At 66.3% G+C, this 20,453-nt stretch carries 14 protein-coding genes and 2 pseudogenes; 11 read left to right on the top strand and 5 right to left on the bottom strand.

The window, feature by feature from the left end; all coding sequences use genetic code 11:
- The first annotated feature begins 99 nt into the window (after positions 1-99).
- A complete protein-coding gene (pruA, locus tag JVH1_RS35755) occupies positions 100-1,755 on the top strand; it encodes an L-glutamate gamma-semialdehyde dehydrogenase (RefSeq protein ID WP_009472905.1) in 1,656 nt (551 codons plus the stop codon).
- Entirely contained in the window at positions 1,755-2,720 is a 966-nt protein-coding gene (locus JVH1_RS35750; protein WP_009472906.1) for a proline dehydrogenase family protein, read from the top strand. Before pruA ends, JVH1_RS35750 begins: the two co-directional genes overlap by 1 nt.
- Before the next feature lie 53 nt (positions 2,721-2,773).
- Here JVH1_RS35750 and JVH1_RS35745 read toward each other — a convergent pair whose 3' ends face one another.
- Positions 2,774-3,139 (bottom strand): YetF domain-containing protein, encoded by a 366-nt coding sequence (locus JVH1_RS35745; RefSeq protein WP_009472907.1) that lies wholly within the window; start codon positions 3,137-3,139, stop codon positions 2,774-2,776.
- A 34-nt stretch (positions 3,140-3,173) separates the two neighbouring features.
- Entirely contained in the window at positions 3,174-3,329 is a 156-nt protein-coding gene (locus JVH1_RS35740) for a hypothetical protein (RefSeq protein ID WP_009472908.1), read from the bottom strand.
- Between the two features lie 178 nt (positions 3,330-3,507).
- Here JVH1_RS35740 and JVH1_RS35735 point away from each other — a divergent pair, with 178 nt between their 5' ends.
- The 3 genes from JVH1_RS35735 (at position 3,508) to JVH1_RS35725 (ending at position 4,995) form a co-directional block, all read left to right on the top strand.
- Entirely contained in the window at positions 3,508-3,777 is a 270-nt protein-coding gene (locus JVH1_RS35735) for a Rho termination factor N-terminal domain-containing protein (protein WP_009472909.1), read from the top strand.
- Between the two features lie 83 nt (positions 3,778-3,860).
- Positions 3,861-4,271, top strand: coding sequence for a VOC family protein (locus tag JVH1_RS35730; RefSeq protein WP_009472910.1), 411 nt, complete (start codon positions 3,861-3,863; stop codon positions 4,269-4,271).
- Positions 4,272-4,407: 136 nt separating this feature from the next.
- Positions 4,408-4,995: a TIGR03086 family metal-binding protein gene (locus JVH1_RS35725; RefSeq protein WP_009472911.1), complete on the top strand. Its 588-nt coding sequence runs from the start codon at positions 4,408-4,410 to the stop codon at positions 4,993-4,995.
- 140 nt (positions 4,996-5,135) lie between these two features.
- On the opposite strand, the pseudogene JVH1_RS35720 reads toward JVH1_RS35725, so the two are convergent.
- Positions 5,136-5,445 (bottom strand): annotated as a pseudogene (locus JVH1_RS35720) (class I adenylate-forming enzyme family protein); the annotation flags it as partial.
- 13 nt (positions 5,446-5,458) lie between these two features.
- On the opposite strand from JVH1_RS35720, the pseudogene JVH1_RS35715 reads away from it, so the two are divergent.
- Positions 5,459-5,935: pseudogene (locus JVH1_RS35715) on the top strand (citrate/2-methylcitrate synthase); the annotation flags it as partial.
- A 93-nt stretch (positions 5,936-6,028) separates the two neighbouring features.
- On the opposite strand, the gene JVH1_RS35710 reads toward JVH1_RS35715, so the two are convergent.
- On the bottom strand, positions 6,029-7,075 hold the full coding sequence (locus JVH1_RS35710) for a helix-turn-helix domain-containing protein (protein ID WP_009472913.1): 1,047 nt from the start codon (positions 7,073-7,075) through the stop codon (positions 6,029-6,031).
- 783 nt (positions 7,076-7,858) lie between these two features.
- Here JVH1_RS35710 and JVH1_RS35705 point away from each other — a divergent pair.
- The 5 genes from JVH1_RS35705 (at position 7,859) to zigA (ending at position 13,177) form a co-directional block, all read left to right on the top strand.
- Positions 7,859-8,932, top strand: coding sequence for a phenylacetaldoxime dehydratase family protein (locus JVH1_RS35705; RefSeq protein ID WP_043777559.1), 1,074 nt, complete (start codon positions 7,859-7,861; stop codon positions 8,930-8,932).
- Positions 8,932-10,491, top strand: coding sequence for an amidase (locus tag JVH1_RS35700; RefSeq protein ID WP_009472915.1), 1,560 nt, complete (start codon positions 8,932-8,934; stop codon positions 10,489-10,491). The genes JVH1_RS35705 and JVH1_RS35700 overlap by 1 nt, the downstream gene beginning before the upstream one ends.
- A 72-nt stretch (positions 10,492-10,563) precedes the next feature.
- Complete coding sequence (gene nthA, locus JVH1_RS35695) at positions 10,564-11,187, top strand: nitrile hydratase subunit alpha (RefSeq protein ID WP_009472916.1); 624 nt, start codon at positions 10,564-10,566, stop codon at positions 11,185-11,187.
- A 25-nt stretch (positions 11,188-11,212) separates the two neighbouring features.
- Complete coding sequence (gene nthB, locus JVH1_RS35690) at positions 11,213-11,851, top strand: nitrile hydratase subunit beta (protein WP_009472917.1); 639 nt, start codon at positions 11,213-11,215, stop codon at positions 11,849-11,851.
- 99 nt (positions 11,852-11,950) lie between these two features.
- A complete protein-coding gene (gene zigA / locus JVH1_RS35685) occupies positions 11,951-13,177 on the top strand; it encodes a zinc metallochaperone GTPase ZigA (RefSeq protein WP_009472918.1) in 1,227 nt (408 codons plus the stop codon).
- 57 nt (positions 13,178-13,234) lie between these two features.
- On the opposite strand, the gene JVH1_RS35680 is transcribed toward zigA, so the two are convergent.
- Positions 13,235-20,392 carry an amino acid adenylation domain-containing protein gene (locus JVH1_RS35680; RefSeq protein ID WP_371113072.1) on the bottom strand — a complete coding sequence of 2,386 codons (7,158 nt, stop codon included), beginning with the start codon at positions 20,390-20,392 and terminating at the stop codon, positions 13,235-13,237.
- Positions 20,393-20,453 lie beyond the last annotated feature (61 nt).

The raw sequence follows: 20,453 nt of genomic DNA, 5'->3' as shown, positions 1-20,453 counted from the left end.
TCTTGTCCGGCTGGCTCAATATCTCGGCTGTGTTCTGGTGTTGACTACGTCTAGTTCGAGCGGCGGTTCCTTCGCCGCCACACCCCCGTAGGAGGTTCCATGGACGCCGTCACCACCACGCCCCAGCCGATCAACGAGCCGGTGGGCTCCTTCGCACCGGGGAGCGCCGAGCGTGCCCGACTGCAGGCGAAGTTGGCCGAGCTGGGTTCGAATCCCACCGAGATCCACAACGTCATCGGCGGTGCGCACCGGCGCGGCAACGGCCCCGCGATCGACGTCGTGCAGCCGCACCGGCACGCCGCGGTCCTGGGCACCTTCACGAATGCCGGCGCCCAGGACATCCAGGATGCCGTTGCAGCCGCCACCGCCGCCGCTCCGGCCTGGCGGGCACTGTCCTTCGAGGACCGCGCCGCAGTGTTCCTGCGCGCGGCCGACCTGCTGTCCGGACCGTGGCGTGAAACCCTCGCCGCCGCAACCATGCTCGGCCAGTCCAAGACCGCGTACCAGGCCGAGATCGACACCCCGTGCGAACTGATCGACTTCTGGCGCTTCAACGTTCAGTTCGCCCGGCAGATCCTCGCCGACCAGCCGATCTCCTCCCCCGGCGTGTGGAACAAGCTCGAATACCGCTCCCTCGAGGGCTTCGTCTACGCCATCACCCCGTTCAACTTCACCGCCATCGCCGGTAACCTGCCCACCGCACCCGCCCTGATGGGCAACACCGTGGTGTGGAAGCCGTCGCAGACTCAGGCCGTCGCCGCGTACTGGACGATGAAACTGCTCGAGGCCGCAGGCCTGCCGCCCGGGGTGATCAACCTCGTCAACGGCCCCGGCGCCGAGGTCTCCGACATCGTTCTCGCCGACCCCCGCCTGGCCGGGATCCACTTCACCGGGTCCACCGCCACCTTCCAGCACCTGTGGCGCCAGGTCGGCGACAACATCTCGAACTACAACAGCTACCCACGCCTGGTCGGCGAAACCGGCGGCAAGGACTTCGTCCTCGCACACAGCTCCGCGAACCCCGACACCCTCACTACCGCCCTGCTGCGCGGCGCATTCGACTACCAGGGCCAGAAGTGTTCCGCGGCCTCCCGCGCGTTCGTCCCGAAGTCGGTGTGGGCGAAGATGGGCGACGACTTCATCGAGCAGGCGTCGACGCTGAAATACGGGGATGTCACCGACTTCTCGAACTTCGGTGGCGCCGTCATCGACCAGCGAGCGTTCGACCGCAACGCCGACGCCATCGCCCGCGCCAAGGCCACCCCCAGCCTGACCATCGCCGCCGGCGGCCACGTCGACGACAGCGTCGGCTACTTCGTCGACCCCACCGTCCTGCTCGGTGACGACCCCACCGACGAGGCCTTCCACACCGAATACTTCGGACCGATCCTGTCCGTCCACGTCTACGACGACTCCACCGCCGGATCGTTCGACAAGGTCCTCGACCTGGTCGACAAGGGGTCCGCCTACGCGCTGACCGGCTCGATCATCGCCGACGACCGCACCGCGATCGCCCAGGCGACCGACGACCTGCGATTCGCCGCCGGCAACTTCTACATCAACGACAAGCCCACCGGCGCCGTCGTCGGACAGCAGCCCTTCGGAGGAGCCCGCGCGTCGGGCACCAACGACAAGGCCGGCTCCCCGCAGAACCTCCTGCGCTGGGCCTCCGCCCGCACCATCAAGGAAACGTTCGTCCCGGCCACCGACCACCACTACCCCCACCAGGGCGCCGACTCCTCCGAGGACATCTGATGGCGGCCGCGGATCTGCTGCGGCCTGCCCTGCTCGCCGCAGCCCGCTCGCCGCGGATGGAACGCACGGTCAGTCGCATTCCGGTGACCAAGAGCCTCGTCGACCGGTTCGTCGCCGGCGAGACCGAGGATCAGGCGGTGGCCGCGACTATCGATATCCTCGGCTCCGGCCGCTACATCAGCATCGACTACCTCGGCGAAGACACCACCGATCTCGGGCGGGCCTCCGGCACCGTGTCGCATTACCTGACGCTGTTGTCGTCACTGGCGCAGCGTGCCCCGGCCACTGACTCCGGCGGTCGGCCGCGCAGCATCGAGGTCTCCCTGAAGCTGTCCGCGCTCGGACAGTTCCTTCCCCGGGACGGTCACAACGTGGCACTCGAGAACGCCCACAAGATCTGTACCGCGGCCGAGGAAGCCGGCGTCTGGGTCACGGTCGACGCCGAGGACCACACCACCACCGACTCGACCCTGTCGATAGTGGGAGAGCTCCGCGAGGACTTTCCCACTCTCGGCACCGTGCTGCAGGCCTACCTGAAGCGCACCGAAGCGGATTGCCGGGACCTTTCCGGGCCCGGATCGCGGATCCGGTTGTGCAAGGGCGCGTACAAGGAACCTGCATCTGTTGCCTACCAAGGTAAGCCCGCGGTCGACGAGGCTTACCTGCGGTGTCTGCGGATCCTGATGAACGGCGAGGGCTACCCGATGGTCGCCTCCCACGACCCGGCCATGGTCGACGCCGCACTGACGCTGGCGAAGGCCACGGGTCGCACCACCGACGAGTTCGAGATCCAGATGCTCCACGGCATTCGGGACACCGAGCAGTTGCGTCTGGTCGAGCAGCAGCAACACGTGCGGGTCTATCTGCCCTACGGCGAGCAGTGGTACGGCTACTTCATGCGCCGTCTCGCCGAACGCCCCGCCAACCTGGCCTTCTTTCTCAGGTCACTGACCTCGACGAAGTAACGGGCGCAGGACGCCGTCGCGGTACGCCAGGCAGGAGCGACTCCCACCGCATCTCACGCGATGCCCGGATGCTCCGGCGCGCCTTCTCCCGCGCCACCCGCCCGGGTGAAGAACGAGACGCGGCCGTTGGTCTCGAGCACAGCAAGCTCGATTTCGTCGAACCGGCGGATGCCCTTCTGCCGGGCATCCGCCATCAGGTCGTCCAGCGACATTCGCTCGGTGCTTAGCCGCTGCAGGTCGGGTATCCCGTCACGAACGATGATGACGGGAACACCGTGCGTGACCCCACGCACGCGGGGGAATCGCGCATTGGCCCATGCCAGGGCCAGTGTGAGCAGGGCGAACACTCCGACCGCGAGGACTGCGGACGTCACGGAGTAGTCCTGTTGCGTCACACCCTGCTGAACGAGGTCGCCCATGACGACAGGACCGCCGCACGGATCACGATCTCCATCAGGGCACCAGCCAGGTTGTGAACTCCAGGGTGACCACGTCGACTTCCTTCTCGGACACCGACACCGATCCCGAGTGGCCGAGCTGACTCGAAGGCTGAATGTAGGCGTCGAAGCCCAGGGTGAGTGTGTCTCCGGGCGGTGGATCGATCGTCATGTAGGTCCGCGAAGCGTCGCTGGTTTCTGCGGACGGCTCCGGTGCATCCCTGGGTCTCGAACATGTCGAAATTAACTGCGCGCGACTGCACTGCACACGAGGCGTTGTTTGATTCGCTTGTGGCACGGGTAGGCGGAAGATGCAGCAGCGTCGATGTTTCGGATGGGAGGAACACGAGATGGCACGCAAGGATTCGCAACCCCAACTCAAAGACCAGGAAATGTACGAGGAACTCCGCGAGAAGGGCGATTCCAAGGAGAAGGCCGCACGAATCTCCAATGCCGCGGCCAGTCGTGGGCGCGAGAACGTCGGAAAGTCGGGCGGGAAGTCGCAGTCATACGAGGACTGGACGGTCGACGAGCTCCAGAAACGTGCCAAAGAGCTGGGTTTGCAGGGTTATTCGAAACTGAACAAGAAGGAGCTCATCGACGAGCTTCGCAATCACTAGCCGGGCGGCCGCGCATGTGGCCGTTCGATCCTGCGCGATCGAGGCCTCACCAGCCGTTGCAACCCGAAGGTCAGGAGAACAACGTGCTGCTCGACGGTATCAACCACATCGCCTGGATCTCGAAGGATGCCGCCCGCTTGGGCCGGTTCTACGCCGATGTGTTCGACGCCGACGTCGGACCCACACGCACCCACGGCGACGACGGCAAGGAAACGATGACCGCCATCCGCATCGGCCCGCACACCGAACTGAACATCTTCGTGATCGAAGGCAACACCGAACCTGAGCGCCAAACACCCATGTGGGGACGGGGACGCATCGATCATGTCGGCCTGCAGGCCGCCTCACACGAAGCATTCGCCACGATTCCGCAACGTCTGATCGACGAGTCGGCCAGCGACGGAGCCGTCAACGACTTCGGCGCCGTCCAGAGCATCTTCTTCCGCGACCCCGACGGACTCGAAGGGGAAGTGCTTATCGCCAAACCCCGGTAGTATGCCCTGGCGACAGACACCGGGAACTCGATCCCGTCATGGCCGATGACCTGGATTTCGACCTCCATCGATGCAGCAGGTCGCACCGTGGAACCGCCACCGATCCGCACAGTGACCGACGCGAGGAGTGCCGAAGATGTTCGATCTCGAACCCGCCACCGACGTGATGACCGCTCTCGTCGAGTCCGTGCGCGACGATCAACTCACAGCACCGACACCGTGCCCGGAGCTCACCGTCGGTGATCTCCTCGACCACATCGACGGGCTGTCGCTTGCGTTCACCGCCGCCGCGACGAAGACCCCGCCGGCCGGGGGCAGCCAACCACCCTCCGCCGACGCCGCTCGTCTCGGCGCTGACTGGCGCACCCGGATCCCCCAGCGTCTGGCCGCTCTCGCCGGCGCCTGGCGCGAAGAAGCGGCGTGGCACGGGATGACCCAGGCCGGTGGGCTCGACCTACCGGCCGACGTCGCAGGAGCGGTCGCGGTGGACGAGATCGTCGTGCACGGCTGGGACCTCGCCGTCGCCACCGGTCAGAACTTCGACAGCACACCGGAACTACTCGGCGCCGCATACGAGTTCGCGAAGTCATCGGCCGACCAGAACCCGCACGGCACGCCAGGACTGTTCGGGCCACCGGTGACCGTTCCACACTCCGCGCCACTGCTCGAGCAAGTACTCGGCCTCACCGGCCGCGACCCACAGTGGGTTCCCGCCGCGACGTAGCTGTCCGCTCTGTCCGCCGCGGACAAAGCCTGGGGCGAACTCGAGCCCGGCAGAATATTTCGGACCACCCCCCGAGCATAGTGTCATGGATCACACGGCAAATCGAAGGGGAACGAAACAGTGTCCGACATCGGCTATTCAACCTCGTGGGGCGCTCCGACGACGGCCGCATCGAGGACTCCGTCGTGGGTGGTGAGTGCGTTCTCGATCTACTTGGGGTAGATGTTCTCGCCGCCGCGGATGATCATGTCCTTGATGCGGTCGACGAGGGTGAGGTACCCGTCCTCGTCGAGTCGGCCGACGTCGCCCGTGTGGAGCCAGCCGTCGACGATGGTCCGGTCTGTCTCCTCCGGACGCCCCAGAGCCGTGCATCACGTTGGCGCCGCGAACGACGACCTCGCCAACCTCTCCCGGGGGAAGCACGGCGCCGGACTCGTCCATTATCGCGAGGGTCTACCCCGGCCCCGCCCGCGTCCTGCCGATGATCGAGGACACCGAAAAGACCGGCGACGCCCGCGCCCTGGTCAAGGGCATCCTCGACCGCAAGGAAAAGCTGATGGGCTTCGGGCACCGCGTCTACCGCGCCGAAGACCCCCGCGCCCGGGGGCTCCGCGCCACCGCCAAACGGCTGAACGCCCCCCGCTACGAGGCGGCCGCCGCCCTCGAACAGGCCGCCCTCGCCGAACTGCGCGAGCGCCGCCCCGACCGGGCCATCGAAACCAACGTCGAATTCTGGGCCGCGGTCATCCTCGACTTCGCCGAGGTCCCCGCGCACATGATGCAAGCGATGTTCACCTGCGGCCGCACCGCCGGCTGGTGCGCCCACATCCTCGAGCAGAAGCGTCTCGGCAAGCTCGTCCGCCCCGCCGCCATCTACACCGGACCCGCGCCCCGCACCCCCGAATCCGTCGACGGCTGGGACCAGATCGCCACGACGTAGAGGTCGACACCGTTGAGAACGCGACGCCGAGCCGCGCAAGACGCCGTCCACGGGCGGGCGCCTACTGGCGGCGGATGGGCCTTCGAGCCTCGATCATCGGTGCTGTTCGCGGTAGCGGCTCGGACTGATGCCGTAGGTCGCCGTGAATGCTCTGCTGAAGACGGACAGATCGATGAACCCGAATTGGGCTGCGATGTCGGTCAGGGATCGGGGAATGTTGCGTGGGGACACCATCGCTTGGCGGCAGGCCTCGAGGCGGTGTTCGCGAATCGTGGCAGCAGCGGTAGCGTCGAAGCGCGCGAACACTCTGTGGACGGTTCTGGTGGAGACGAAGAAGGCCTGAGCGATCCCGGACGGGGACAGGTCCGGGTCGTCGAGGTGCTGTCCGATGTACTGCACCATGTTCGCGTGCAACTCCCGCATGGCGGCATCTGGATCGTCGGGCTGACATTCCTCCTGCGCCGCGGTGATGGCCAGGTCGGCCAAACCGCCGGCGAGGCCGATCGCGCCTCCCGAGGAGACCTCCCCGTCGGCGACGAGGAGACTGGACAACATTGGTGACAGTAACTGTCCCACAGGGGAGGTGGAGCTTACGGTCCGCGCTGTCAACTGCTGCGACTGGCTCTCGGTGAGCGACACCGAGGCGCGCGGCCAAGTGAACACGCGCAAGTGCCAGTCCGGATGCAGGTTCCAGGTAAAGGGTCGTGAGGTCTCGTAGAGGGCGAAATCACCCGGGCCGAGAATGCAGGTACGCCCGTCCTGGATGAGCTGTCCCTCACCCGCGACCACCATGCCGATCTGCATCAAGTCGAGTGGGTGGCGGTCGGCAAGCCTCGCCGTTCGGCGGAAGGATTGCGATGTCGCGGTGACGTCGGCAGCCATCAGGTGCGCGAAATGCCGGGTATGGACCGCGCCGGTGAAGTGCGTGGGCTCGGCGGGATCGATATCCAGCGCGACGAAGGTGTCGCGGATCGTGTCGATCCAGGTGCCGAGCGCGGTGGTCCGAACCACCTCGCGGCGCTGCTGAGGTGTCGACCCGGCGCGCGACAGTGACGGTTGCAGCACCGGCGTGTTCGCGGGCCGGCAATCCGAGCCGTCCCCATGCACGAGGTCGCCATCAGGCGGTGGCAACGACGTCATGAACAGCTCCCTCTCCTCGCGTGAACCCAACGCTATGAGCGGGGAAACCGCATGTCAACGCGCGCTCGCCTATTTACGCGGAAGAAACACGATTTCCCACCCGTGACAAAGCCGCATACGTGTCGGGGCGTGATTCGCGAACCCTGCGAATTCCGGCGCCAGTGGTTCCGCCCCCCGCGGTGACGATGTCGCGGAGTGCAAAGGGGGTAGTCGCTGAGCGTCAAACATCACGCCTCGGAAGCTCCTACCGTTCGAGTACGCCGGAAAGACCGGATGGCTCACGGGACCTCCTGGTCCGATTAACGATTCCTCGTCCCGGCCGCTAGCGGATCGTCGATGTAGACAGAAGGACAAACTATGGAAGTCGCCGCCGTTCGCCGCTCTGTGGACCCCCACCGAGTAATCGCTCTTCGCGGAGCGACATAGCATGCCTGTCCTGCTGCTCGACGCTGTCATTGCACTTCTCCGAATGCTGATTCGCCCCCACCGTTGGCCGGCCGACCTGAGGGGCGGTGTCAACAGAATCGCGGCGGCACGAGCCTACCGACGGTCGATGGCGCTGCACGCGCATATGGCGGGTACACACGACGAGCGCGTGTACGCCGAGGATTTCGGCGCCACAGCTCTCCCGGCAGTGACCACAAGTTCTTGCGCCGAGCGTCGCTGATCGTCGAACTACCTGTCGCTCGCAGTCAAATCCACACCGGGACAACACGGTAGCTTCGATACCAACCGAGTTGCCGAACGTTCTCGGCAAGCCCCACTCATGAATGAGGAGTCTTCATGGAATCTGCAATCGGCGACCATCTCACTTGTCCGCGGAGCCTGACTCGGCGTGTGCCCGAAGACTACCAACCCCCTTTCCCCATGTGGGTGGGACGTGCTGACGAACGCCTACAGCAGGTGGTCATGGCGTATCTCGGCGTGCAGTTCCGCGGCGACGAGCAACGCCCGGCCGCGCTTGCGGCCATGCGCGACATCGTTGCCGGCTTCGATCTCGACGACGGCCCGTTGCACCACGACCTGACCCATCATGCGGACAATCAGGGCTACGAGAATCTGATTGTCGTAGGATACTGGAAAGACCTTGCTGCCCACACTCGTTGGATTCAAGGCTCTGCCGTCGCCGACTGGTGGGCATCAGATGAACGACTGTCCGAGGGACTTGGCTACTTCCGCGAGATCGTTGCCCCACGTGCCGAGCAATTCGAAACGCTCTACGCCTTTCAGGACCACCTCCCCGGTGTCGGCGCTGTCATGGACGGGATCAGCGGCGAGATCAACGAACACGGGTACTGGGGTTCGATGCGCGAACGTTTCCCGATCTCCCAGAATGACTGGATGCAGCCCTCGGGCGACCTGCGGGTGATCAGCGGCAATCCCGCTGCCGGTGGCCGTGTCGTGGTACAAGGCCACGACAATATCGCGCTGATTCGGTCCGGCCAGGATTGGAAGGATGCCGAATCCGAAGAACGCGCCCTGTATCTCGAGGAAATCCTCCCGACCTTGCAGCAGGGCATGGATTTTCTTCGCGACAACGGCGAGTCGGTGGGCTGCTACAGCAACAGGTTCGTGCACAACATCGATCTGGAAGGGAACTATCTCGATCTGAGCTACAACATCGGCCATTGGGGTTCGCTCGACAAACTCGAGCGCTGGGCAGAATCGCATCCGACCCATCTGCGAATCTTCACCACCTTCTTCCGCGTCGCCGCCGGCCTGTCAAAACTTCGGCTCTATCACGAGGTCTCGGTGTTCGACGCCTGCGATCAGCTGTACGAGTACATCAACTGCCACCCCCAGACCGGCATGATGCGCGACGCCCAACCGGTCAAGCACGTGAGGAGCACCACCTGATGACAGTCATCCGACCGAACGACGATGCAATCGGTTCTGCCGCAGATCATTACGGACTACATTTCGACGCTGCGACTCGGCAGGAGTTCGCAAACCTGGTCGACGGCGCGCTCGGCTCCTACGATGTGGTCGACGACCTGTATGTTGACGAGAGTTTCTCGGCACCCTCCCGCGATCATGCGACACCCGATGCGAGCGACAATCCCTTGGGCGCATGGTATGTAACCACGAGTATCTCGACCGCGACGGGTGGGCCTCTGACCGGCCGGCGGGTGGCGATCAAAGACAACGTGACCGTCGCCGGCGTGCCCATGATGAACGGATCGCGATCGCTGGAGGGGTTCGTTCCCACCCGTGATGCAACCGTGGTCACCCGACTGCTCGATGCCGGCGCCACGGTGGCGGGCAAGGCGGTGTGTGAGGATCTGTGCTTTTCCGGTTCGAGCTTCACTCCGGCCACCGGTGCGGTGCGCAACCCGTGGGACCCTGACCGCGAGGCCGGTGGATCCTCCGGAGGCAGCGCAGCCCTCGTCGCAGCCGGCGATGTCGATCTCGCGATCGGCGGCGATCAGGGTGGGTCGATCCGCATTCCGGCCGCATTCTGTGGCGTAGTCGGCCACAAGCCCACGTTCGGGCTGGTCCCCTACACCGGTGCCTTCCCCATCGAGCGCACGATTGATCATCTCGGGCCCATCACCCGCACGGTGGAAGACGCCGCCCTGCTTCTGTCGGTGATCGCCGGCCGTGACGGCCACGATCCCCGCCAACCGGACAACCTCGTGGTGGAGGACTATGTCTCGACCCTCGACACCGGGATCGACGGCCTGCGGGTCGGCGTCGTGAGTCAGGGATTCGGGCACGCGAACTCACAGCGAGAGGTCGATGATGCGGTCCGCGCGGCCACACAACGCTTCACCGAGGCCGGCGGCGTGGTCGACGAGGTGAGCATTCCGTGGCATCTGCACGCGTTCCACGTGTGGAACGTGATCGCCACCGACGGCGGCGCCTATCAGATGCTCGACGGCAACGGCTACGGCCTCAACGCAGACGGCCTCTACGACCCCGAACTGATGGCGTACTTTGCACAGCAACGCATCCGGCACGCTGATGCCCTGTCCGAAACCGTCAAACTCGTCGCCTTGTGCGGCCATCACGGTGTGACCGCGTTGGGCGGATCGAGCTACGGCAAGGCCCGCAACCTGGTACCGCGCGCTCGCGCCGCCTACGATGCGGCGCTGGAGAACTACGACGTCCTGGTCATGCCGACCCTGCCCTACGTTGCCTCCGAACTACCGGCGCAGGATGTGGACCGAGTCACCTACGTCACCAAAGCCCTCGGAATGATCGCGAATACCGCCCCATTCGATGTCACCGGCCACCCGGCCCTGTCAGTGCCGGCAGGTCTGGTGAACGGCCTTCCCGTCGGAATGATGATCATCGGGAAACGATTCGACGACGCCACGGTCTTACGCGCCGGTCACGCATTCGAACAGATCCGCGGCGCCTTCCCCACGGCGACCGGCCAAACGGCCACCAGTGCACGTCTGAGTCTCGCCTGAGACAACGCGCGTCCTACCCGCCCACTCACACCACCACTTCACAAGTATCAGCCCCTACAGAAAGTGGAAACAATGTCGGCAACGATCGAACACACACCAGACAACGCGGCACCAGCTCAAGCGCCGGCGTCGGATCGCGCGTGGGCCCTGTTCCGTGCGCTCGACGGAAAGGGTCTGGTCCCGGAGGGTTACACCGAAGGGTGGAAGAAGACCTTCGAGGAGGACTTCAGCCCGAAACGCGGCGCCGAACTCGTCGCGCGAGCCTGGACCGACCCGGAATTCCGCGACCTGCTCCTCACCGACGGCACCGCGGCCGTGGACCAGTACGGATATCTGGGACCGCAGGGCGAATACATCGTGGCGCTCGAAGACACCCCCACCCTCAAGAACGTCATCGTATGCTCCCTGTGCTCGTGCACCGCGTGGCCCATCCTCGGGTTGCCGCCGACCTGGTACAAGAGCTTCGAGTACCGTGCCCGCGTCGTCCGTGAACCTCGAAAAGTGCTGTCGGAGATGGGAACCGACATCCCGGAGAATGTCGAGATCCGTGTGTACGACACCACCGCCGAGACCCGCTACATCGTGCTCCCCCAACGGCCGGCCGGCACCGAAGGCTGGAGCCGAGAACAACTGCAGCAGATCGTGACCAAGGACTGCCTGATCGGGGTCGCAGTCCCGCAGGTCTCGGCCAACTGAACCACCAACCAAAGGAGATAGCCCCATGGATGGAGTACACGATCTCGCCGGTGTTCAAGGATTCGGCAAGGTGCCCCACACCGTCGACGCCGACATCGGCCCCACCTTCCACGCCGAGTGGGAACACCTCCCCTACAGCCTGCTCTTCCTCGGAGCGGCGGACCTGGGTGCATTCAGTGTCGACGAGGTCCGCCACGTCGTCGAACGGATGGAACCGCGCCACTACATGATGACGCCCTATTACGAGAGGTACGTCATCGGCGTTGCCACCCTCATGGTCGAGAAGGGAATCCTCACCCACGACGAGCTCGAAGTCCTCGCCGGGGGCCCGTTCCCCCTGTCCCGGCCGGCCGAGTCGGAGGGACGTCCTGCCCGCACCGACACGATCACTTTCGAGGTCGGGCAGCGTGTCCGGGTCCGCGACGAATACGTTGCCGGTCATATCCGGATGCCCGCCTACTGCCGCGGCAGGGTCGGTACCGTCACCCACCGCACCGGCGAGACATGGCCGTTCCCCGACGCCATCGGCCACGGCCGCGCTGACGCCGGGGAGGAACCGACCTACCACGTCGAGTTCGCGGCCGAGGACCTGTTCGGAGACGACACCGACGCCGGCAGCGTCGTAGTCGACCTGTTCGAGGGGTACCTCGAACCGGCAGCCTGACCCGCTGCCGCACTGTCACCAACGGCGTGGGCGGGTACGCGTTCCCGCCCACGCCCTCCCTAGCCGGGATCTCCCCGACCGTCGGAAGGACTCCAAACAATGGCCGACACACGACTTCCTGTCACCGTGCTGTCAGGATTTCTGGGTGCAGGAAAAACCACCCTCCTCAACCAGGTCCTGCGAAACCGGGAGGGCCGGCGGGTGGCCGTCATCGTCAACGACATGAGCGAGATCAACATCGACAGCGCCGAAGTCGAACGGGAGATCTCACTGAGCCGCTCACAAGAGAAACTCGTCGAGATGACCAACGGCTGCATCTGCTGCACTCTGCGCGAAGACCTTCTCGCGGAAATCAGTGCACTGGCCGCCGATGGACGATTCGACTACCTTTTGATCGAATCGTCCGGTATCTCCGAGCCGCTACCGGTCGCTGAAACGTTCACCTTCATCGACACCGACGGACACGCTCTGGCAGATATCGCCCGCCTGGACACCATGGTGACCGTCGTCGATGCCCACAGCTTCCTTCACGACTACCAGACCGGCGGCCGCGTCCAGACCGACGCACCCGACGACGAACGCGACATCTCCGACCTGCTGGTCGATCAGATCGAGTTCGCGGATGTCATTTTGGTCAGCAAAGCCGACCTCGTCACTTCGGAGCACCTGACCGAACTGACCGCAGTCCTGCGCTCACTCAACCCCACTGCGCGCATACAGTCGATGTCCCACGGCCAGATCCCCCTCGACACCATCTTGGACACCGGCCTGTTCTCCTTGGAGAAGGCCGCCCAGGCACCCGGCTGGCTCCAAGAATTACAGGGCGAACACACCCCCGAGACGGAGGAATACGGAATCAGTTCCGTCGTCTACCGTGAACGCGCCCCCTTCCACCCCGGGCGGCTGCACCGGTTCCTCACCAGCGAATGGGCCAACGGTCGTCTTCTGCGTGCCAAAGGCTATTACTGGAACGCAAGCCGATTCACCGAAATCGGCAGCATCTCCCAGGCCGGCCACCTGATCCGACACGGCTACGTCGGACGCTGGTGGAAGTTCCTGCCCGAAACCTACTGGCCTGAGGACGACTACCGCCGCGCGGGGATTCTCGGCAAATGGGAAGAACCAGTTGGTGACTGCCGGCAAGAGCTGGTCTTCATCGGCCAGGGAATCGACCCCGACGCACTGCGCCACCAACTCGATGCGTGTCTGCTGACCACCGCCGAGATCGAACTCGGCCCCGACACCTGGACAACATGGCCCGACCCACTCGGCGACGGCCATACCGACCAGGTCATCAGCACCGTTGCCCAAACGCACAGCGTCTGAACCCAACCGGCAGATCTCCGGCACGGCTCGGAGCGTCGACCCTGGACCGGGGGAACTTCACGTCGTTCCCTCCGATCTCGCGGAGTTACCGGACAAGGCGAGCCGGCGCTCGGCGAGCATCACGTGCTGTGCGAGGACGGGGCCGATGCCGGCGAGCGCTTCCGGACTCGTCATCTGCTGGTGCGATACGGGAACGGCGTGTTCGATAATCTCGCCGCTGATGTGGGGCTTCCACGCGGAGACGCCGGTGGGGGCATCCACAGAGTCCGCCGCACCGAAGAACAGCAGATCGAGGCCGATCGGTGTCGACGGGCGGTGCGCGAGGGCGAGGGCGACCGTCTGGGTGAATACCCGGTGGACGGCGTCGAGGTCGTCCGCGGTCACGGCTGCGAACAGTCCGCCGGTGCGGCGCAGCACCTCCACCGCGCGATCCGTGGTCGCCGCCGCATCCTCGTCACCCGGGACCACCGCGCCGAGCTCCGCCAGAAGTGCAGCCACGGTGGGCTTTTCCGTTGTGAGACCTAATCCTTCGGTCAGGTGTGTGTCGAGCATCGCGAGGGTGGCCACCTCGTCGCCGCCCGCCGTGAGCTGCACCGCCATCTCATGGGCGATCTGACCACCGACCGAGTAGCCGACCAGGTGATACGGGCCTTGCGGCTGCACCGCGCGGATCCGCTGGACGTACCGGGCGGCGAGATCCTCCAAGGAGTCGACCTGCAGGTCGGGGTCGGTCAGCGCAGGGGATTGCAGCCCGTACACCGGGCGGTCACCGAGGTACTGCACCAGCCCGGTGAAGCACCAGGCCAACCCGATCGCGGGGTGGATGCAGAACACCGGGTTGCCGGTTCCGGTGGTTCGCAGCGGCAGCAGCACGTCGAGCGACGGGTCGGCGGCATCCTCCGCCCGGGAGTCCTCCGGCGCCGTGGCGATCATGTGTGCCAGGGCTTCCGGCGTCGGATGGGTGAAGATCCACTGCACCGGCACGGCGCGCGCAGACGATTCGGCAATCCGGGCGATCACGCTCGTCGCGGTGAGCGACGTACCGCCGAGGGTGAAGTAGTTGTCGTCGAGGCCGACCCGGTCCAGCCCGAGCCCCTCGGCGAACGCGGCGGCCACCACCTCCTCGGTCGCGTTGCGCGGTGCCCGGTACGCGGCGCGCGCCGCGGTGAAGTCCGGCTCCGGCAGGGCGGCGCGGTCGAGTTTCCCGTTCGCGGTGACCGGCACGGCGTCGAGGACCGTCACGGTCGCGGGGACCATGTGCGGGGCCAACCGCGCACGGGCGTGCGCCAGGACCGCGGACGTGTCCAGCAGCGAACCCGCAGCGGGGACCACGTAGCCGGCCAACCGGTCGCCGCTGGTGTTCACGACGGCGCGATCGATACCGGGGTATCCGAGGAGGGCCGATTCGATTTCGCCGAGTTCGACGCGGAAACCACGAATCTTCACCTGAAAATCCGAGCGACCCACATACTCGAGCACCGGCCCACCCTCCGAACGCCGCCACCGCACCACATCCCCCGTCCGATACATCCGATCCCCCGGCCCACCGAACGGATCCGCAACGAACCGCCCCGCCGTCAACCCCGACCGGTTCCGATACCCCCGCGCCAGCGCCGGACCCGACAAATACAACTCCCCCGCCGCCCCGAACGGCACCGGCCGCAACCGCCCATCCAACACCAGCTCACCGAACCCACGAACCGGACCACCCACCGTCACCGACTCCCCCACCACCAAACCACCACTGACATTCGACATGATCGTCGCCTCCGTCGGCCCATACGCATTGAACATCCGCCGACCCGCAGCCCACCGAGCAACCAACTCCGGCGGGCACGCCTCACCCGCCACCACCAGCGCACCCAACGCCCCCAACCCCACCGGATCAACCGACGACAACGCCGTCGGCGTCAACACCGCATGCGTCACCGACTCCCCCACCAGAATCCGCGCCAACTCCTCCCCACCGTAAACCGTCGGCGGAACCACCACCAACCGCGCACCCAACCCCAACGCCCACACCAACTCGAACACCGACGCATCGAAACTCGGTGACGCACAATGCAACACCCGAGCACCCGCACACACCCCGAAACCCGACCGCTGCGCAGCCACCACATTCGCCAACCCCCGATGCGTCACCACCACACCCTTCGGCACACCCGTCGACCCCGACGTATAAATCACATACGCCGCCTGACCCACCCGCACCGGCGCACCCCGATCCACATCCGTCACCACCCCCGCCGACACCGACGACAACCGCGACACGACCACCGCATCATCGAGCACCACCCACCGCACCGAACCCGGCAACCGATCCCGCACCTCCGAGACCGTCACCCCCACCACCACACCCGAATCCACCAGCATGTGCTCCACACGCCCCACCGGATACTGCGGATCCACCGGCAAAAACGCCGCCCCCGTCTTCGCCACCGCCCACACCGACAACACCGACTCGACCGACCGCGCCACCGCCACAGCCACCACCGACTCCGCACCCACCCCCGCCCCCAACAACACCCGCGCCAACCGATTCGACGCCTCATCCAACTCCCGATACGTCAACCGACGATCCCCACACACCACCGCCACCGCACCCGGATCCACCACCACCGACGCCGCCAACAACTCCGGCAACGACACCTCCGCCACCGACACCCCACCCACCACCGGAGTCAAGCACTCCAACTCCGCCACACCGATCACGGCGATGTCGCCGATCGGGCGGTCGGGCGACGCCGTGACCGCGTCGAGGATGCGGACGAACTGGTCCGCGAACCCGCGCACGGTGCTCGCGTCCAGGATGTCGGTGGCGAAACCGAATGCGGCGGACATTCCGGCAGGTTCGCCGGTTTCGTCGACGTTCTCACCCAGGGTCAGGCACAGATCGCATTTGGCGACCTCGACACCGGCGTCGACGACCTCGACGATGAGCCCGGGCAGTTCGAGGCGGCTCTTCTCGGTGTTCTGGAACTCGAGCAGCACCTGGAACAGCGGGGTGTGCGCGGTCGAACGGACCGGGTCGACCGCCTGCACCACCCGGTCGAACGGCACCTCCGCGTGCCCGAATGCCCCGAGGTCGGTCTCGCGGACGTGCGCCACCAGGTCGGTGAAGGAGCTCTCGGGCGCGACCCGGGTCCGCAGCACCACGGTGTTGACGAACATGCCGACCATCTCGTCCAGTGCCGCGTCGCCGCGACCGGCGACGGGCGTTCCCACCGCGAGGTCCGTCTCGCCGCTCAGCCGGCCGAGCAGGACGGCGAGTGCGGCGTGCGCGACCATGAACAGCGTCGAATCGTGGTCACGGGCGAGGTCGGACAGCTTCTTGTGGAGGTCCGCACCGATCGCGAACGGCACGGTGGCGCCGTGTGCGGACCGCTGCAGCGGGCGCCGCCGGTCGGTCGGCAGCTCGAGCAGCTCGGGCATCCCGTCGAGGGTCCGGCGCCAGTAGTCCAGCTGCGCCGAAAGCAGCGAGTCCGGGTCGGTGTCGCTGCCCAGGGTGCGGCGTTGCCACAGCGCGAAGTCCGCGTACTGCACCGGCATCGGCGCCCACCCGGGGGGACGTCCGTGTGTACGCGCGGTGTACGCAACCATCACGTCGCGAGCGAGCGGCGCCATCGACGATCCGTCCGCCGCGATATGGTGCAACACGAGAGCCACCACGTGTTCGTCCGGACCGATCTGCAGCACCGCAATGCGCATCGGGACGTCGCGGCTCACGTTGAACTCGGCCGACGCGAGGGGCACCAGCTCACTGCGCAGCGCCGCCTCGTCGGACACGGTGACCGGGGTGAGGTCGAGGGTCACCCGGTCCGCGGGCAGCACCACCTGATGCGGGCCGTCTGCAGAGCCGGGGTAGACGGTGCGGAGCGGCTCGTGTCGTTCGACGACGTCGCCGAACGCGGCGCGCAGAGCTTCGATGTCGAGTTCGCCGGTCAGGCGCAGCGCGATCGGAACGTTGTAGGCGGGCGAGGCCGTGTCGACCTGGTTGACGATCCACATCCGCTGCTGTGCGAGGGACAGCGGCACCCGGTCCGGGCGCGGGGCCGCCGTGAGGGCGGGACGCGCCGCAGTGCTGCGATCCGCGGTAGCGGCACGGGCGGCGAGTTCCGCCACCGTCGGCGCCTCGAACAGCTCCCGGACCCCCAAGGCGACGCCCAGCGCGGAGTTGATGCGGGCGACGGCGCGGGTCGCGCTCAGCGAGTTTCCGCCCAGGTCGAAGAAGTTGTCGTCGAGCCCGGCCCGGTCGAGTCCGAGCACCTCGGCGAAGACGTCTGCCACGGTGTGCTCGGCCGTACTGGTCGACGCGCGGAACACGGTGCGGACGATCGCGAAATCCGGGGCCGGCAATGCTTGCCGGTCCAGCTTGCCCACCGGGGTGAGGGGCAGCTCGTCGAGGATGACGATGGTCGCGGGCACCATGTGGGCGGGCACGAAGCCGCGCACATGGTCGGTCAGTTCGGCGACGTCGGGTTCGTCGTCACCGGACGGCAGGACGTACGACACCAGGACGGTGTCCCCGGACGGGGCGGTGCGGCCGAGTGTCACGGCGAATCCGACGCGGGGATGCCGTGTCAGCGCGGCGTCGATTTCGCCGAGTTCGACGCGGAAACCACGAATCTTCACCTGAAAATCCGAGCGACCCACATACTCGAGCACCGGACCACCCACCGAACGCCGCCACCGCACCACATCCCCCGTCCGATACATCCGATCCCCCGGCCCACCGAACGGATCCGCAACAAACCGCCCCGCCGTCAACGCCATCCGATTCCGATACCCCCGCGCCAGCGCCGGACCCGACAAATACAACTCCCCCGCCGCCCCGAACGGCACCGGCCGCAACCGCCCATCCAACACCAGCTCACCGAACCCACGAACCGGACCACCCACCGTCACCGACTCCCCCACCACCAACCCACCACTGACATTCGACATAATCGTCGCCTCCGTCGGCCCGTACGCATTGAACATCCGCCGACCCGGAGCCCACCGAGCAACCAACTCCGGCGGGCACGCCTCACCCGCCACCACCAGCGCACCCAACGCCCCCAACCCCACCGGATCAACCGACGACAACGCCGTCGGCGTCAACACCGCATGCGTCACCGACTCCCCCACCAGAATCCGCGCCAACTCCTCCCCACCGTAAACCGTCGGCGGAACCACCACCAACCGCGCACCCAACCCCAACGCCCACACCAACTCGAACACCGACGCATCGAAACTCGGTGACGCACAATGCAACACCCGAGCACCCGCACACACCCCGAAACCCGACCGCTGCGCAGCCACCACATTCGCCAACCCCCGATGCGTCACCACCACACCCTTCGGCACACCCGTCGACCCCGACGTATAAATCACATACGCCGCCTGACCCACCCGCACCGGCGCACCCCGATCCACATCCGTCACCACCCCCGCCGACACCGACGACAACCGCGACACGACCACCGCATCATCGAGCACCACCCACCGCACCGAACCCGGCAACCGATCCCGCACCTCCGAGACCGTCACCCCCACCACCACACCCGAATCCACCAGCATGTGCTCCACACGCCCCACCGGATACTGCGGATCCACCGGCAAAAACGCCGCCCCCGTCTTCGCCACCGCCCACACCGACAACACCGACTCGACCGACCGCGCCACCGCCACAGCCACCACCGACTCCGCACCCACCCCCGCCCCCAACAACACCCGCGCCAACCGATTCGACGCCTCATCCAACTCCCGATACGTCAACCGACGATCCCCACACACCACCGCCACCGCACCCGGATCCACCACCACCGACGCCGCCAACAACTCCGGCAACGACACCTCCGCCACCGACACCCCACCCACCACCGGAGTCAAGCACTCCAACTCCGCAGCGCCGACCACGGCGAGCGGAGTACCGGGGTCGGCGGCGAGCAGTTCGTCGATCAATCCGACGACACCGGCGTGATGCGACCGCAGGTCGTCGTCGCGGTAGCGGTACGGGTTGGCCTCGAACTCCACGATCGTCGACGCCGGAGTGCCGCTCCGGTACACGTTCACGGACAGGTCCGGGACAGGACCGGTGGTGAGGATCCGGAAGTCACCGGTCAGCGAGCCGAAGGTGAGATCCTGGTCGAAGAGCATCACGTTGATCATCGGTCCCGAGATCCTGCGGGCCTCGGCGGACACACCCAGCTCACGCAGAATGTCCTCGACGTTGCCGCGTTGGTGCCGCATTGCACCCATCAGTTCGTGCTGGACCCGGGTCACGAGGTCGCCGACGGTGTCGTCGGATCGGACCTGCACACGCAATGGCGCAACGTTGGCGAGCATGCCGCCGGAACGGCGCAGTACAGCGGTGGTGCGCGCGGACAGCGGAATGTCCACGAGCACGTCCTGCCGTCCCGTCCGCCGCGAGAGGTAGCAGGCGAAGGCGGCGATCAACGCGGCTGCTGCCGTTGCGCCCGGCCGGCCGTCGGTGTCCTCGAGCCGTGCGACGGTATCGGCGGACAGCGCCGCGCGCACGGTCAGGCTGTGGGCGGCGGGTGGAGCGTCGACGTCGGTCAGGGAGGCGCCGTTCGTGCGTGTGTGGAGACGTTCGGCCCAGTAATCACGGTCGGACGAGAACCGGTGGGACGCCCGGTAGTCGCCTTCGAGGCGGTGCAGGGTGTGCAGGTCGGCTGCACGGTTCGGTTCGAGCTCGAGACCGTGGACCGCCGCGGTGTACAGGGCGGCGACACGGTTGACCATCGTCATCGCCCCGTATCCGTCGAGGGCGACGTGGTGGATCCTGCTGTACCACAGGTGCCGCTCGTCACCGACCCACAACAGCGACGATTCGCACAGATAGTCGTGCTCGAAATCGACTCGTGCCGTGTAGTTCTCCTGCATCCACGCCTCCGCGGCGGCCATCGGGTCGGATGCACTGCGGAAGTCGACGATTCCCATGGCCGCATCGGCAGGCGGATCGACCACCTGGTACGGCTCACCGTCGACATCGACCAGGCGCAGGAACACCGACTCGTATTCGTGGCCGGCAACGAGCGCTACCTCACGGAACAACTCGACGTCCAGCTGCCCGCGGATGTCGACGTACTGCGCGATGCAGATCGGGACGTCCGGGGCGAGTTGCTGCGCAAACCACAGCCCGTGCTGCGCCGCGGACAGCGGGAACGGATCGGATCGATGCTCTCGGTAGTTCGCTCGCGCAGCGTGTTCCATCAAATCACCAACCAGGGTGCTTGCGCCGCTGGATCGACGGCGGGACGCTCGGTCCTTGTGG

Origin of the sequence: Rhodococcus sp. JVH1 (assembly GCF_000280725.2) — a bacterium.
GTDB lineage: Bacteria > Actinomycetota > Actinomycetes > Mycobacteriales > Mycobacteriaceae > Rhodococcus_F > Rhodococcus_F jostii_A.
Note: the sequence above shows the minus strand (reverse complement) of the source record. Positions and strands in the feature narration are given on the sequence as shown.